15 protein-coding genes and 1 tRNA gene are annotated in these 16958 nt (G+C 34.8%); 12 read left to right on the top strand and 4 right to left on the bottom strand.

Translation table 11 applies throughout. The annotated features are described in order from the left end of the window. Positions 1-304: 304 nt before the first annotated feature. Both R2Q59_RS00410 and R2Q59_RS00415 read right to left on the bottom strand, forming a co-directional pair. Positions 305-946: a response regulator transcription factor gene (locus R2Q59_RS00410; protein WP_316772875.1), complete on the bottom strand. Its 642-nt coding sequence runs from the start codon at positions 944-946 to the stop codon at positions 305-307. After that, positions 943-3198, bottom strand: coding sequence for an ATP-binding protein (locus R2Q59_RS00415; protein ID WP_316782606.1), 2256 nt, complete (start codon positions 3196-3198; stop codon positions 943-945). Before R2Q59_RS00415 ends, R2Q59_RS00410 begins: the two co-directional genes overlap by 4 nt. 310 nt (positions 3199-3508) lie before the next feature. On the opposite strand from R2Q59_RS00415, the gene R2Q59_RS00420 reads away from it, so the two are divergent. Both R2Q59_RS00420 and R2Q59_RS00425 read left to right on the top strand, forming a co-directional pair. Then, positions 3509-3582, top strand: a tRNA-Ala gene (locus R2Q59_RS00420). Between the two features lie 254 nt (positions 3583-3836). After that, entirely contained in the window at positions 3837-4934 is a 1098-nt protein-coding gene (locus R2Q59_RS00425; protein ID WP_316772929.1) for a DUF2911 domain-containing protein, read from the top strand. A 54-nt stretch (positions 4935-4988) separates the two neighbouring features. Here the strand turns inward: R2Q59_RS00425 and R2Q59_RS00430 are convergent, their stop codons facing one another. Then, positions 4989-6416: an arylsulfatase gene (locus R2Q59_RS00430; RefSeq protein ID WP_316772932.1), complete on the bottom strand. Its 1428-nt coding sequence runs from the start codon at positions 6414-6416 to the stop codon at positions 4989-4991. Positions 6417-6491: 75 nt separating this feature from the next. On the opposite strand from R2Q59_RS00430, the gene R2Q59_RS00435 reads away from it, so the two are divergent. From R2Q59_RS00435 to R2Q59_RS00480, 10 genes are all read left to right on the top strand, one after another. After that, on the top strand, positions 6492-7043 hold the full coding sequence (locus R2Q59_RS00435; protein ID WP_316772935.1) for a hypothetical protein: 552 nt from the start codon (positions 6492-6494) through the stop codon (positions 7041-7043). A gap of 138 nt (positions 7044-7181) precedes the next feature. Then, complete coding sequence (locus R2Q59_RS00440; protein ID WP_316782610.1) at positions 7182-7679, top strand: phosphoheptose isomerase; 498 nt, start codon at positions 7182-7184, stop codon at positions 7677-7679. A 130-nt stretch (positions 7680-7809) separates the two neighbouring features. Beyond that, positions 7810-8538, top strand: a complete 729-nt coding sequence (locus tag R2Q59_RS00445; RefSeq protein ID WP_316782613.1) for an acyl-CoA desaturase — start codon at positions 7810-7812, stop codon at positions 8536-8538. 344 nt (positions 8539-8882) lie between these two features. Continuing rightward, the gene (locus tag R2Q59_RS00450; protein WP_316782614.1) at positions 8883-9215 is read left to right on the top strand and encodes a DUF1475 family protein; all 333 of its coding nucleotides are present in this window, start codon (positions 8883-8885) and stop codon (positions 9213-9215) included. Positions 9216-9261: 46 nt separating this feature from the next. After that, a complete protein-coding gene (locus R2Q59_RS00455; RefSeq protein ID WP_316782618.1) occupies positions 9262-10059 on the top strand; it encodes a DUF1295 domain-containing protein in 798 nt (265 codons plus the stop codon). 92 nt (positions 10060-10151) lie between these two features. Next, a complete protein-coding gene (locus tag R2Q59_RS00460) occupies positions 10152-11180 on the top strand; it encodes a class I SAM-dependent methyltransferase (RefSeq protein ID WP_316782620.1) in 1029 nt (342 codons plus the stop codon). A 106-nt stretch (positions 11181-11286) separates the two neighbouring features. Then, a complete protein-coding gene (locus R2Q59_RS00465; RefSeq protein ID WP_316782623.1) occupies positions 11287-12531 on the top strand; it encodes an NAD(P)/FAD-dependent oxidoreductase in 1245 nt (414 codons plus the stop codon). Positions 12532-12640: 109 nt separating this feature from the next. After that, positions 12641-13000, top strand: a complete 360-nt coding sequence (locus R2Q59_RS00470) for a four helix bundle protein (RefSeq protein ID WP_316782626.1) — start codon at positions 12641-12643, stop codon at positions 12998-13000. 89 nt (positions 13001-13089) lie between these two features. Beyond that, positions 13090-13908, top strand: coding sequence for a DUF1365 domain-containing protein (locus R2Q59_RS00475; RefSeq protein WP_316782629.1), 819 nt, complete (start codon positions 13090-13092; stop codon positions 13906-13908). Between the two features lie 9 nt (positions 13909-13917). Next, positions 13918-15156, top strand: coding sequence for a cyclopropane-fatty-acyl-phospholipid synthase family protein (locus R2Q59_RS00480; protein ID WP_316782631.1), 1239 nt, complete (start codon positions 13918-13920; stop codon positions 15154-15156). 275 nt (positions 15157-15431) lie between these two features. On the opposite strand, the gene R2Q59_RS00485 is transcribed toward R2Q59_RS00480, so the two are convergent. Beyond that, the gene (locus R2Q59_RS00485) at positions 15432-16790 is read right to left on the bottom strand and encodes a DEAD/DEAH box helicase (RefSeq protein WP_316772963.1); all 1359 of its coding nucleotides are present in this window, start codon (positions 16788-16790) and stop codon (positions 15432-15434) included. Between the last annotated feature and the right edge of the window lie 168 nt (positions 16791-16958).

Here is a 16958-nt window from a genome sequence, read left to right on the forward strand (position 1 = left end):
CTACTAATTTCCATTTAGAGGTGTTTAATAGCACCCATATAAGAGCAATTTGAACAAGGGCAATTAGGATAGATCTTGTAAAAAGTATGGTTCGTGATAAACTATTGTAGAATGTAGGCAGGGTTATAAAAATAACTATTAGGCTAATTAATAAGGCGTTTACTAAAAATTGAGCCCTTACTTTATTGAGAGGATCTGTGTCATACTCGAAAATAGAGTCTAGTTTTTTATTTATGAATTTGAACATTATTATTGGGGAGAATAATAGGATGAGAAGAAGTGATAAATATGAATCAGTATAAAGCTAACTTATCAGATTTGCCTTTATGGCAAATTCATAAAGGGCAACAGTGGAGTCTGATAACTCTAGTTTACGCATGATGTTTTTTCTATGCGTATGTACTGTAAATTCAGATAAATATAATCGCTCTGCAATGTCTTTAGTTCTTAAATTTTGGCAAACCAATCTTATGATTTCTACCTCTCTTTTGGTAAGACGGTATTTTTTAAGAAAATCATCGAAATAAGAAAAACTAACATCTTGAATTTCTTTTTCATCGAAATTAGGGAAAACTTCCTTACCAGCCATTACATTTAAAATAGTGCTGGCTAAGTTTTGTAATTCATCAGATTTCACAATATAAGCACTAGCGCCACGGAGTTTACAATCTTTAACCAGTTCAAAAGAATGATAATTAGTTAAAACTATGATTTTTGCCTTTATTCCTTTTTCCTTAAGTGCAGTTATTGCTTTTAAGCCATCAAGACCAGGCATGTTTAAGTCTAGCAAAATAACGTCAGCTTTCTCTAAAACCAATGAATTAAGCAGTTCCAAGCCGTTATTAACCATAGCAGTGACTTTAAAGCGATCATCTTGACTAAAATGAGCACTTATACCCTTTAAAACAACAGGATGGTCATCGGCTAATATTATCTGTATCGTCATGCTTCCGTTGGTTTTGGTATCGGTAATTCTATCAGTGCAAAAGTTCCCTCATTTGGCTTTCCATTTATTTCCAATTTTCCTGATAAATAATCAACGTTTGTTTTTAAAAGCTTCATTCCAGCCCCATCTTTATCAAGGTTTTCAGGTTCAATGCCTTTTCCATTATCTTCAATGTAAATGGTAATGGCGTTCTCCAATTCTATTATTTGTACCAATAGATGGGTTGCTTCTGCGTGTTTAATTGCGTTATTTAATATTTCTTGAATAATTCTGTACGTGCTCAATATGAAGTTTTGCGGCCAGTTTTCAGTTTTTTCCAAACCTTCAATCAAATATTCTACATTTAAGCTATTTGCTGCCTTTATAGACTTAAGTAAGTCTAATATAGCAGTTTTAAATCCATATTTTTCTAAAGCAATCGGCATTAAATTATGGCTAATATTCCTTACAGTATCACTAATGTCATTCATTAAATTTTTAGTAACCTGTAATTTTTTATCGGCATCACTATCTACTGCAAAAACATCTTCTTTTAAAGTGTTAATGTTAAGCTTAGCTATAGAAAGCATGGCACCAACCTCATCATGTAAGCGTTCGGCAATTCTTTTCTTTTCTTGCTCTTGTGCATCCGTTAAGGTATTCATGATGTCAATTCTGTGCTGATTCTTTAAATCGTTTAATTCTGCATTATAAATAATCAATGCTCGTTCTTTTTTCTGATGTATAAAATAAGCTATCCCAGCAAAAATTAAAACACCAATAATAGAACCTATTATGGTTATCCAATTTTTTTGTTTTTGTTGTTTAATTTCTAAGGTCTGGAGTTGTTGTTGTTTTTTAGCTAATTCTAGTTCACGTTGCTTTTCTGTTACGCTATATTTTGTTCCAAGCTCATCAGTAATTTTAGATAAACGCATTTGGTATAAGGTATCTTTTAAATGCATTTCTTGCTCAAGGTTTTTAAGCAAGGTATCTTGACTAACAGGCTTATATTGACTAAAGTTTTTAAGGGCATTGGCATAGATTAATCTTGCTGCAGGGGGTAAATTATATTTTTTTAATGCATTTTCTGCCTTTCTTAAATAAAATGAGGCAGAATCTGTGTTGCCTTCACGAGCATAAATATTTGCTAAGCCAGTTAAAATCTCAACATCAAGGCTTGGTGTCAGTTGTTCGCCCATTTCAAATTTTAAGGCCTTCAAGTAATTGTTTTTGGCAAATTTTATGTTCTCCTTGGCATCAAAATACCTACTTTTGGCTAGTTGATATTGCTTTTTAGAATGTAAGCTATTTTGGTCCATTCCATATTTCTTATGCTCTAGGTAATAGCTGTCGAAATTGCTATAATTCTTCAATAAAAAGGATAATAAAATCATTCTGTTTATATTATTCCCCCTTTGTTGAACAGTTGCATTTGGTAAGTTAAATGCTTTTTCTGAGTAGATAAAAGCATTTTTGTAATCACCTGTTTTCTCGTAGTTTCTAGATAGTATTTCTAAAAACGTCCCTGTCTTATCATTAATTGAATTTTCCAATTCAGGGATTAGGTCTTTTAATATCGAAAATGCTTCATCATCTTTACGGAAATTTAAAAGAGTGTTTGCATAAGCAAAACGTGTGTCTTTTAATAAAGCAGGATTATTACTTTCTTTAGATAATTTAATAGCTAATTCATAATTAGACTTTACTTTCTCATAGTTTCCGGTTCTTACGTCTAAATTTGTTCTATTCCTTAAATTAATTACCCGCTGAAAAATAAGCAACGGCTTATCTTTTGTTAATGATTCAATTTTATCAAAATAAAAAGATGCTTTTTCTGTATTTCCAGTCCTATTATAAATTCTTGCTAAATCGCCATATAAGCTGGCCGCTTGAGTATCATTTAGTTTAGGTAAGTATGTTTCGGCTTGTTTGATGAAAGTAATTGCAGTTTCTTGATTGCCTAAGCCCAGTTCTATAATTGCCTTTGTGGAAATTAAACCAACTATGAGGTCGTCTTTTTTTAATTCCTGTGCCATTTGTAATGCCTCTTCTAATAATTGCTTAATCTCATCGTTATAAATAACCCTTGGGTTACGGGCATATCGGATCAACTGTATAATTTTATCAGCCGATGCTGGCATTTGTTTAATTTCGGAGATGTCTCTTGGTGCAGGAGCTGGTCCTATAGTTTGCGCACTAGCGAAATTACCTGCCAAAAAAAGCAGTAATAAAACAGCAAGTCTTATTATAATTGATGATTTTGAGCGCATATAGGACCTCTAAAATAGCAATTATTAGTCATTTGCAATAGTCTATTAATTAACTAGTTAAAAATCAATACGATTATTCTTAAAAGCTCTAGGAATATATTAATTATAAAAGTTTGCCAAAGTTTAACTTTTAATTACTTTTGTTGCCCAACTGGGGGATTAGCTCATTTGGCTAGAGCGCTTCGCTAGGCTTGAAAGGGATGATTGGTTGGGAGGTAAAATATTAAAAAAGGGGGGATTAGCACATTTGGCTAGATCGCTTCGCTAGGCTTGAAAGGATGATTGGTTGGGAGGTAAAATATTAAAAAAGGGGGGATTAGCTCATTTGGCTAGAGCGCTTCGCTGGCAGTGAAGAGGTGATCGGTTCGAATCCGATATTCTCCACCTAGGACATTCCAATATGGGATGTCCTTTTTTTATATCCGCTTGCTTGTTAAAATGATGAAGCAATTATTCCAACAGTCGTCAGCTGGCTTATATCTTTCATATGCTTTCTATTAGTTATAATAAATCAGAATAACTCGCTAAATATTCGCATAAAGATTAACCAAATTACATAAGTTTAGTATTTTAATTTCTATATGTTGCTACCTTAGTAAGGCTAAGTCGATAAATAATCAATCACTAAAAAAAATATTATGAAAAAATTGCTACTAATTGCATTGTTGTTGGGCGCTCATCAGGTATTTGCACAATTACAACCTTTAACTACTCCTAATGCTGGCGGTAATAAAAAGGCATCTGTTTCTGAAAACATCGGGCTTTGTGAGGTAAAAATAGATTATAATCGTCCAGGAGTTAAAGGTAGAGAAGGTAAGATTTGGGGGACTAACTTAGCTTTTTACGGTTTAACGGACCAACAATTTGGTGCTAGTAAAGCAGCTCCATGGCGGGTTGGTGCAAATGAAAGTACGACAATCAGTTTTTCTACAGATGTAATGGTAGAAGGCAAGGTGCTCCCAGCAGGAAAATATGGCCTTTTTATGAATTGCAGCGAAAAAGAAACTATCGTTATTTTTAATAAGAATACCACTGCCTGGGGCAGTTTTAGTTATGATCCAGCTGATGATGTATTGCAGGTAACTGTTAAAAACGAAACTTTAGACAAAGGTGTAGAATGGATGAAGTTCGAGTTTGAGAACCAGACCGACAATAGTGCTGCGATTGCATTGCTTTGGGAAAAGCGCCGAATTCCATTCAAAGTACAAGTTGATTTATTGAAAACTCAGTTTGCAAGCTTTAAACGTGAACTCGAAACCCCGAAAGGCTTTTCTTCCAGCGCCTTGCTTCAGGCTGCTAATTTCTGTTTACGCAACAACTACGAACTAGCACAAGGCTCAATTTGGGCTGATAAAGCGATGGGTTCGTCTTTTCCAGGAGAGCGTAATTTTCTTACGTTAAGTGCAAAAGCCAATTACCTGATTAAAGAAAATAAGATTGCAGATGCCGATGTATTGATGAAAGAAGCCATTACTTACGGAACTGCTCCACAGCTTAATGCCTATGCTAATTCGCTAATGGCTCAGAAAAAGGAAAAGGAGGCTGCCACAATTTATTTATTAAACTATACAAAATATCCGACTGTCTTTGTGACTAATTATAGCTTAGCAAAAATGTATGTAGCAACCAATCAGAAGGAAAAAGCTATCAAACTTGCCAAATCTGCATTACAATATTCAAATAATGAAGCACAGAAAACAATGACAGAAAGTTTAATTAAAGAGCTTGGTGGCTAACTTCAGCAGTAATACTTGCGTATTAAAATCCTATTTTGAAAACAATGGGGTTTTTTATTTAGTAGCGCTAAAAAGCGGATAAACAGTACTTTCATCATGAGCCTTTTTCATGATATCTTTAAGTTCTTTAACAACTTCTGGATAAATTAATGCAACATCGTTTTTTTCTTGAGGATCTTTATCTAAATCATAAAGCTCAAACTTTGCGTTTTTTGTTTTCAAATTTAAGTAAACACCTTTCCAATTATTTTTTCTAACTGCTTGCCTACCATTATTCTCATGAAACTCCCAATATAAATAATCGTGCTGTTTTTGGCTTTTCTCACCTAAAATACTTGGCAAAATAGACACACCATCAGTATAACTGTTTTGTTTTAAGCCTAACAACTCAGAAAAAGTTGGATATAAATCCCAAAAAGCGCCAATGTGGTTGTTTACAGATGGGCTTTTTATTTTTTGAGGCCAATTCGCAATAAAAGGAACACGAATGCCACCTTCATATAAATCTCTTTTAACGCCTCTAAATCCACCAGAACTATTAAAAAATGCAGGATCGGCACCACCTTCAGTATGTGGGCCATTGTCACTTGTAAAAACAATTAATGTGTTATCATCAATTCCAAGTGCCTTCAATTTGTCCATTACTTGGCCAACATATTTATCTAACCTGGTTACCATAGCTGCAAATGTTGCGTGAGGTTTAGCTTGAGAAACATATCCAGCTGGTGTTGCGCCTATGCCATAATCCTGACCTTTAAAAGCTTTTTCTGGAAATTTCCCATCAAATTTTGCGAAGATATCATCGTTTGGTACAATTAGCTCCGCATGAGGCAAGGTATAAGTAAGGTATAAGAAAAAAGGTTTATCCTTATTCTTGTCAAGAAAGCTTAAGGCTTGGCCTTGAATTAAATCAGGTGCATAAGTTATGAGGTTTTGTAATTCATCATTTCCTTTTAGGATGACTTTTTTGTCATTCTCCCAAAGGTGGCTTGGATAAAACCGATGAGATTCTCTTTGGCAATTATAACCATAAAAGGTATCAAAGCCTTGTTTGTTAGGGTCGCCTGATGTGCCCACAAAACCCAAACCCCATTTGCCAAATATCGCGGTAGCATAACCTGCTTTTTTAAATTGCTCGGCAATGGTACTTACAGAATCTGGTATGGGTTGTTGGCCTTCTGGTTGTACTTCTTTGTTACCGCGAACATAAGTATGACCAGTATGCTGACCTGATAGGAGAGACGACCTTGATGGTGCACAAACACTGGTGCCAGCATAAAATTGAGTAAACTTTATTCCTTTAGCTGCCAATTTATCAATGTTTGGTGTAGAGAACTTTTTTTGACCATAACAACTCAAATCCCCATAACCTAAATCGTCAGCTAGAATGAAAACTATATTTGGTTTAGCTTGCTTTTGAGCAAAAGTTAAATTAAGGGAGCATAAAATGATAAAGCTAGTTGCAATTAATTTATTCAACATATTTCTTATTGCTGGTGTATTTGTTTCAAATTAAAGAAATAAATTTTATCTTCAATCTAAATAAATAGATCCTAAATGAAAAAAATCATTCTTTCGTTAGTTGCCATTGTACTTTCTTTAGCAACTTATGCTCAAAAAACATTACCAGAGCTTAAAGTAGGTACAGCGTTACATTGTAGTGCCTATGTTCAAGGACAAGAGTTTCCGTTATTGCTAACATTAAAAAGTATCTCAGGGCCAGTTTCCATTGGCTGGGCTGTTGATGGCTATGGAGATGGAACTTTTGAAATGACCACCAAGGCGTTTGAAAGTGCCACCAAATTAGCAGCTGTTAGTCAGCCAGCATTAGGTGCAACAAAATTAGGTGACGATGAAACATTTGGAATAATATCTAAAGCTGCTTACAAAACATTAGCAGATAAAAAAGCATTAACGTATAGTGGTCTAAACTTTAAAATCAAATCGCCAGCTACAGCGATGAAAATTGGGGGTAAAGAGGTTGATGCTACACACATTGTTAGCGAAGATGGTAAAATTGAACTTTGGATATTAAACAATGCTAGTTTTCCTCTTATCTTACAATCGGCTGGTTTACCAACTGATATTGTTGTGGCAGAAGTTAAATAAAAAACATATTTTCTTAAAAAATTCAAAGCCCGAGAGGGCTTTTTTAATTTGTAACCCGTATTTTTACGGCACAATATTAAGAATATCAACAAACAATAACCAATCAAACATTGTTGGTTTTCTTAATCAATAAAAAATATGGAAACTAAAAAGACAGAAATATTCGATACCGTTGCTCAACGTTTGCAAATTGAAGGTTTTAATATCGTAAACCGTGATGAAACTCGTCCTTGGGGTGGTTTTTTTGTAATTGATGAAGCACAAGCACAACAATTTGCAGATACTTATTTTGATGGTTTAGACGTAGATAGCCTAAAAATTGGAGGAAAATTAAGTCCAAAAATTTTAATAGTAGCACCAAACACTCGCCTTTCTTGGCAATATCATCACCGCAGAGCCGAAATTTGGCAAGTGGTAACAGGTACAGTTGGTATTAAAACTAGCCAGACTGATGAAGAAGGCGAAGTAAAAGAATATCATCCAACAGACCAAATCAAATTACAACAAGGCGAACGTCATCGTTTAATTGGCTTAAATGATTGGGGTGTTGTAGCAGAGATTTGGCAACATACCGATGCAGAAAACCCTTCTGATGAGAGCGACATTGTTCGTGTTCAAGACGATTTCGGTAGATAACAAAACTTAAGACTTTACAAGAAATCTGTTTGTCATTTGATAAACAGATTTCTTTATACATATCCCTTTTTTGTAACGAATTGAAACTTAACCACTCTTAAATTCGTTAGTTAATGAACACACACCAAAAATGATAATTTTAATCTTCTTTATTGCCCACTGGTTTTTATCGCTATTTAGTCAAACATTTTTCCTGCATCGTTACTCTTCGCATAAAATGTTTAAGATGGAGCCTTTCTGGGAAAAATTCTTTTACTTAATCTTACTGATTTCTCAAGGTTCATCTTTTTTAAATCCAAGAGCTTACGCCATTTTGCATAGAATGCATCACGCCTACAGCGACACGGAAAAAGACCCACACTCGCCACATTTTTTTAAAGATGTTTTCGGGATGATGATTGCTACGAAAAATATGTACATGAACTATTTAAAGCATAAAATAGAACCAGAACCAGCTTTTAGAGGTAATTATCCTGAATGGCCTTTGGTAGATAGAATTGGCGATTCTTGGATTTGGAGAGTTGCTTGTGGTTTATTTTACATAGGTTTTTATATTGCTTTTGCAGAATATTGGTGGATGTATCTATTACTGCCAATCCACTTTTTAATGGGCCCATTACACGGTGCTATTGTTAATTGGTGCGGACATAAATATGGTTACTCGAACCATGACAACGACGACCACAGTAAAAACTCTTTACCTTGGGATTTCTTGTTGATGGGCGAATTATTCCAAAACAATCACCATAAAAAGCCAAACAGTCCAAAGTTCTCGTCTAAGTGGTGGGAGTTTGACCCAACATATCCAGTAATGAAGGTTTTACACTGGATGAGGATTATTCGAATTAGGAAGGTATAAATTGAGGTTTCTTCTAAATAATATATTAAAAGGTTGGTGTTTTCGCCAACCTTTTTTGTTGTAATAAAAAATTCAGTAGGTCTTTTTATTGAAAAGCAAATCTCTACAGCTATCAAAACCAGTCCTTCTTTTCGCTATATCTTTTACTCGCTGCGCTTCGTAAAAGTATGCCGCTGCAATAAGGTTTAAAAACATCAGCATTGCTACTATTTAAGGTTGTATGATGCATTAGTTAGGTTACAAAAAAACAAAACCACGCTTACTCTTTTTTCGTTTATTCAATAGTTATCCAATGAATATTTGCAATTTGGGCATATTCATCGGATGACTACAAAAAAATAGATATGATTACAGCCTTAAAAGTTATTTTTTCAGTTTTATTAGTTTGGGTAACTTACATTGTTATTAGTACCAGTTTAGAAAGTTCGCTATTTAAAGAATGGGATTTTTTGGGCTCAATCCCTTGGATGAGGGCAACACTTTGGGATTTTTATGCGAATATTTTCATCATCACTCTGTGGATGTTTTATAAGGAGAAAAATATTATTCCTAAAATCTCTTGGCTAATTTTATTCGTATGTTTAGGTAGCATTGCAACTTGTGCTTATGTGCTGATTAAATTATTCAGACTTAAACCAGGTGAAGGCGTAGAACAATTAATTGGGAAAAAGGGTTAATAGATCATATCCATTGACCATCAACTATTAACCATCAACAAATAATATGGATTACAAACATCTACTTTTTATCGCACTCATCTCTCTAATTGCCTGTTGCACCATTATGTTTTTGGTTTGGCTTTGGGCTAAAAAAATTAAAAATGCTGGTGTTGTTGATGTATTTTGGGCGCTTAATTTTCCAGTAATTACCATCATTACTTTTTTTCTGTCAGAAGGATTTGAAGCTCGTAAACTTTTAATCTGCGGTATCTTTTTAATAGCTGAACTAAGATTAGGGCTACATCTTTGGCAACGTGTAATTGGTCATTTAAACGAGGAGGAAGGTCGTTACGAGCAACTGCGTAAAGAATGGGGTGAAAAAGCAGATAGGAATTTCTTCTTTTTCTTTCAGTTCCAAGCCATATCAAATGTAATTTTAGCTATTCCATTTTTTATCATTACTGCCAATACAACTCCAGAAATATCAATATTAGAATACATCGGATTAGGTATTTGGGTAATTGCTTTTATTGGAGAAATGATAGCCGACAACCAATTGGCGAAATTTAAAAATGACCCTAAAAATAAAGGCAAGGTTTGCGATACAGGTTTATGGCATTATAGTAGGCATCCCAATTATTTTTTTGAATGGTTAACATGGATGGCCTATTTCATTTTTGCCTTAGCCACTCCGTGGGGAATTTTGGCAATCATCAGCCCTGCGATAATTTTATATCTATTGCTAAAAGTAACAGGTGTACCCAATAACGAAGAACAGAATTTACGCAGTAAACCTGTGGCTTATAAAAAATACCAAGAAACAACTAGTGCTTTTTTTCCTTGGGGAAAAAAAAACAGGTAAAATGGAAGATGTAAAATGGAATATGGGCAATTCGCATTACATTCCATTTCAATCATCCATCTTACATTTACCATCTTACATCTAACATCAAAATGTGGTACGATAAACTAATAGAAAACGATAAATTACCAGACTCGGTTTTGCGAGCTGGCATGAGAAAATTGCTAAAACAGCGCTTGGCGGATGAAACTTTAGGCGACGAAGAATTGCAGCAACGTAAATTCATTAATTTGGTTGATGAATTGAAAGCTTCGCCAATAGCTGTTAATACCGCTGATGCCAATGAGCAACATTACGAATTGCCGACGAAATTTTTTCAATATTGTTTAGGCAAAAATCTGAAATATAGTAGTGGCTATTGGAACCCAGGTGTAAAAGATATTGATACTTCTGAAGATGACATGTTGGCTTTAACTTGTAAAAGAGCAGATTTACAAAGTGGACAAAATGTTTTGGAATTAGGTTGTGGCTGGGGTTCATTGTCGTTATATATGTCGGCGAAATTTCCAGAAAGTAAGTTTACGGTAGTTTCAAATTCTGCAACACAGAAAATTTTTATTGATGAAACTGCAAAACAACAAGGCATCCAAAACCTAACTGTTCTAACTGCAGATATGAATACTTTTACCATTGCCGATAGTTTTGACAGGGTAGTTTCTGTAGAAATGTTTGAGCACATGCGCAATTACAAATTGCTTTTGGCAAAAGTTTCATCGTTCTTAAAACCCGATGGGAAACTGTTCGTACATATTTTTACGCATAAAACCTTAGCTTACAAATATGAGGTAGTTGATGAAAGCGATTGGATGAGTAAGTACTTTTTTACTGGCGGCATAATGCCATCCAACCATTTGTTTTTCTACTTTAATGACGATTTAAAAATTAGCAAACATTGGGTAGTAAATGGAACCAATTACGGCAAAACTTCTGAAGCTTGGTTAAGCAACATGGATAAACATAAAAAGGAAATTATGCCAATTTTAGAGAATACTTATGGCAAAAACCAAGCTGTAAAATGGTGGGTTTACTGGCGTTTGTTTTATATGGCTTGTGCCGAATTGTTTAATTACAATAAAGGTAACGAATGGATGGTTTGTCATTATTTGTTTGAGAAGAAATAATGGAAAATGTAAGAGGTAAGATGGCAAATGTACCTGGAGCACAAAGGTTTTTCTTGAACTATAAAATCCATCTTCCGTTTTACATTTTCCATCTTACATAAATTATATGTTGAAGTTAGCAATTATAGGAACAGGAATAGCAGGAATGGGTTGTGGGCATTTGCTTCACAAAAAATATGATATTACGCTTTTTGAAGAACTGAATTATATTGGTGGTCACACAAATACTGTGACAGTAAAAGAAGTTGAAAAGGACGTTTTTATAGATACTGGATTTATGGTTTTTAACTATGAAACTTATCCGAATTTGTGTGCACTTTTTAAGGAAATTGAGGCGCCAGTAAAAAAAACGGATATGTCTTTTAGTGTGCAATATTTGCCTAGCGGATTAGAATATTCGGGCTCAAGTATGAAACATCTTTTTGCGCAAAAGCGAAATGTTTTTAGTCCTTCTTTTTTAAAAATGTTGATGCAGATTAATCGTTTCAACAAAGAAAGCATAGCCATTTTAGACGACCCAAAATACGCTGATTATTCTCTCGGGCAATATGTAAAGAAGTTTGGATATGGTGAAGATATGGTTTGGAAATACCTCATTCCAATGAGTTCTGCCGTCTGGTCAACCCCGATGGAGCAGATTCTAGATTTTCCAGCAGTATCGCTTATTCGCTTTTTTAAAAATCACGGGTTTTTGGGTTTAGATACACAACACCAATGGTTTACCTTACATAATGGGAGCCAGGCTTACCGTGAAAAATTAATCGAGCCATTTAGAAATCAAATCAGAATTAACACTAAAATTACCAGTGTGTTACGATTAGAAAATGGGAAAGTGTTGGTTACAACTTCAAAAGGTGAGGAAATAGAATTTGATAAAGTGATTGTGGCAAGTCACGCCAATCAAACTTACCAAATTGTAAAACACAAAACTGAAGATGAGGAAAGGCTGCTTTCTAAATTTAAATACCAACCAAACACTGCAGTTTTACATACCGATAAAACCCAAATGCCTAAGAAAAAGTTAGCTTGGAGCAGTTGGAATTATAGGGTAGAAAAACAAGGAGATTCATTAGTGCCAAGTACCATTTATTGGATGAATCAATTGCAAGGCGTTTCAGACAAGGTTGATTATTTCGTTTCTATCAATCCATCAGCTACGCTCGATAGAAGCAAAATAATTAAGGAAATTGATTATGAACATCCGTTATTTGATGTGCCAGCCATGCAAGCGCAAAAGGAATTACACAAACTAAATGAAACGGGTCCTGTTTATTATTGTGGTAGTTATTTTAAATATGGTTTCCACGAAGATGCTTATAAAAGTGCGGTGGAATTGTGTAGGATGATGTAAAATGTAAGAGGTAAGATGGAAAAGGGAATGTAAATGATGTAAAATGGAAAATGTAAGAGGTGAAATGTGTCGAAAAGTGTTAAGTTTATAAATACCTAAACATCTTACTATGAACGAAAAAACAACACAACTTCTAGACAGAACTTTTTGGTTTGGAGTTAATATCCTGAAATTTTTGGATAAACTTCCATACAGTCCAGTTTATAAAGTACCCATTTTGCAACTAAGTCGTTCTTCAACTTCTGTTGGAGCAAATTATGAGGAAGCTCAAGGTGCAACAAGCAAAAGAGACTTCAGTTACAAAATTGGAATTTCTTATAGAGAGGCTAGAGAAAGTGTTTATTGGCTGAGGGTATTAAAAGAATTATACAGCGACGAAAGATTTTTTCCTGAATTTGAAGAATACAAAAATGAAGCTCACGAACTCAAGAAAATTTTCGCATCTATTAAAATCAGCTCTAGTAAATAGTTTATGAAAAACCCATCTTCCATTTACCATCTTCCATAAAGATTATGCAAAGTCCATCTTCCATCTTCCATTTTACATCTTCCATCTAATTGTTTACGTCATCCATATATTCCGCCAAAGTAATGCATCATAGGTTAGCGCCTAAGAAGCACAGTTTCTGGTACAATGTATATATGTTTTATATCGATTTAGATGAGGTTGAAACTTTAGATAAAAAATTGCGTTGGTTCAGTTATAACAGGTTTAATTTGTTCAGTTTTAGGGATAAGGACCACTTAGAGCTGAAGAAGGTTAAGGGCAGGAAGGATGGAGGGGCATCTCACATCTCAACAAAACAGCAAATTACAACTTACCTAAAATCCCACAATGTGGAAATAGGGAATGGCAAAATTATGTTGTTAACCAATCTATCAGTTCTCGGTTATAACTTCAACCCTGTTTCTTTTTACTTCTGTTTTGATGAAAATAGCCATCCGCTTTGCGCAGTAGCAGAAATTAGTAATACTTACCACGAAATGAAAATGTTCTTTTTAGGTAAAGATGAGCTTGAAGGAAATACATTCAAACAAAGAATTCAAAAACACTTCTACGTATCTCCATTTATAGATTTGGATGATTTTTTCGATTTTAATCTTGTTATTCCGACCGAAAAATTGGATATTAAGATTGATGATTATGGTAAAGAGGGGAATCGATTTTTTATCAGCACCTTAAAAGGAGAGCAAAAGCCATTAACAAATGCAAATATGTTGCGCTATTTTTTTGCCATCCCGATGATACCTCTTAGAATAATGTGGTTAATTCACTGGCAAGCTTTTAAGTTGTGGATAAAGAAAATACAATATCATCCGAAAGCTGCAAACCAAGATTTACAAAAAGACGTATATAAGCCTTATAAACAAAATTAAAATAACTCAATGTCAACGCTCTATTTAACCAAATCGAAATCAGGATTTTACGAAAACGCAGTTGTAAATGCACTTTGTAAAATGGATAAAGGTTTTTTAAACCTTACTTTACCTAATGGAGAGAATTTGCAAATTGGAGATTCAAACTCTAGTTATAGAGCTGACTTAGAAGTTAAAGATGCCAGATTTTTTAAGTGTGTGGTTTTGTATGGTGATATTGGTTTTGGTGAAGCTTATGTAAATGGGCTTTGGGAAACGGACAATATTACCAATCTTATCAAATGGATTATCCTAAACATCGAAAATGCACCTTCAGTTTCGGGGAGTAAAGTGAAATCTTTGGGATTGAATATCTTTAAATGGTTCAATCGTATTTATCATAATAACCGTTCAAATAGTATTACTGGCTCACAAAAAAATATAGCAGAGCACTATGACTTAAACAATGATTTCTTCGCGACTTTCTTAGATCCATCAATGACTTATTCTGCTGCTTATTTTAAAACACCAGAATTAACATTGGCACAAGCCCAAGATGAAAAATACCGTCGACTTTGTGAACAGCTACATTTAAAAGCCAGTGATCATGTTTTAGAAATTGGAAGCGGTTGGGGTGCGAATGCTATTTTTATGGCTAAAAATTATGGCTGTAAAGTAACCACAGTTACCATTTCCAAAGAACAACAAAAACTCGGACAAGAACGTGTGGCAGCTGCTGGATTAGCGGATAAAATAGAAATTATCATAAAAGATTATAGAAACATCGAAGGACAGTTCGATAAAATTGTTTCTGTAGAAATGTTAGAAGCTGTTGGGCACAATTATTTAGAAACTTATTTCACCAAATGTGCCGAAGTATTAAAACCTAACGGGATTTTTGCCTTTCAGGTAATCACTAGTCCAGATAGTAGATATGAAAATTTACGCAGAGGTGTAGATTGGATCCAGAAACATATTTTTCCAGGTTCTTTATTGCCTTCTGTGGCGGTAATTAATAAAGCTATTAACAATACCAGTGACCTAACACTAGTCGACTTGAAAGATTTAGGTTTGGATTATGCTCGTACTTTAAAACTATGGTTTATCGAATTTAACCACAAGCTAAACGAAGTAAAAGCTTTAGGTTTCGATGAGCGTTTCATCCGCAAGTGGAATTACTATTTGAACTATTGCGAAGCTGCATTTGAAATGAGAAATATCAATGTAATGCAAATGGTTTACACTAGGCCGAATAATACGGAACGATAATCAGTTTTCAGTTGCCAGTTTTCAGTTAATTTTTCGTTAGTCCGGATTTGCAATCCGGTACTATTTAACTAAGGATTTCAAATCCTTAGGAATTAAAGCCGAGATTACAATCTCGGCTAAATGAGATTAAACAAAAATGGTTCGTATCGTTACGAACCATTTTTTATAATATTTGAGCGTCATTGCGATACCGATTTTTTATCGGGAGAAGCAATCTTTCCTGCTAGATAGATTGCTTCGTCGTGCCTCCTCGCAAAGACGGCAAGATGTTAAAACTAATCCCTTCTTCTATTGCCACCGCCGCTAAACCTTCTGTTTCCACCACCGGCGTTTGCACTTGCAGTGCTACCTGTATGGTTTGGTTTTCTAGCACCACCACCTTGAGGTTTCTTTTTTGCTCCGCTTAAGTTAGGCTCACGCTCACGAGGTTCGCGTTGGTTGCCTTTCTTTTTGCCTTTGCCTTTTGCATCTGCAGCAGCCGACATTAAGCTTTGCCAGCTCATTGCATAAGGATGGTCTTCATTTACTGGAACTTTCAAACCAATCAATTTCTCAATATCATCTAAAAATTCTTTCTCTTCGCCATCGCAAAAAGAGTAAGCGATACCGCTTAAACCAGCTCTTCCGGTTCTGCCAATTCTGTGTACATAAGTTTCAGGAATGTTTGGTAATTCGTAGTTAATTACATGTGCCAATTCATCTACATCAATACCACGAGCAGCAATATCAGTAGCCACTAAAACACGAGTTGTACGAGCTTTAAAGTTTGTTAAAGCTCTCTGACGAGCATTTTGAGATTTATTTCCGTGAATAGCTTCAGCCTTGATATTGATTTTTATCAAATCTTTTACCACTTTATCTGCACCGTGTTTGGTACGTGTAAATACCAAAACAGTTTCAATCGCCTTGTCTTTTAACAAGTGAGCCAATAGACTTCTTTTGTCATTTTTCTCAACGAAATAAACGGCTTGTTGAATTTTTTCTGCCGTAGAAGAAACTGGAGTAACTTCAACTTTAACAGGATTGGTTAATATCGTGCTAGACAATTTCTGGATTTCAGTTGGCATCGTAGCCGAGAAAAACAAAGTCTGCCTTTTTGCAGGTAATTTTGCGATAACTTTTTTCACATCGTGGATAAAACCCATATCTAACATACGGTCGGCCTCATCCAATACGAAAATCTCGATATCACGTAAGTTCACGAAACCTTGGTTCATTAAATCTAATAAACGACCAGGAGTTGCCACTAAAATATCAACGCCTCTATGTAATGCATCAGTTTGTGCTTTTTGTCCAACACCGCCAAAAATCACCAAGTGTTTTAAAGATAAATTACGGCCATAAGCCTTAAAACTTTCTTCAATTTGGATGGCTAATTCTCTTGTTGGCGTTAAAATTAAAGCTCTAATTGGCTTCGGACCTTTAACGTTGCTGTGTGGTTTGTCTAACAATTGCAACATCGGTATAGCGAATGCTGCGGTTTTACCAGTACCAGTTTGAGCGCAACCCAATAAATCGCGTTTTTGTAAAATAGAAGGTATAGATTGCTCCTGTATTGGTGTAGGTTGTGTATAACCTTCGGTTTCAAGCGCCTTTAAAATAGGAGCTATGAGGTTTAATTCTGAAAATAACAAAGTATAATTTTTAAATGTAAAATGTCGAAGAAGCTAGAACAATCATTGCTGGAAGGACTAACTTGCGAGTTTGCTTTAAATGATAAAGAAATTCTGCTTCGGCACAAAGATAAGTAAATTTATCCGAGTTTAAGAATTAGGTCAAATGGTCAATAGTTAATGGTCAAT

It is taken from the genome of Pedobacter frigiditerrae, from assembly GCF_032678705.1.
Lineage (GTDB): Bacteria > Bacteroidota > Bacteroidia > Sphingobacteriales > Sphingobacteriaceae > Pedobacter > Pedobacter frigiditerrae_A.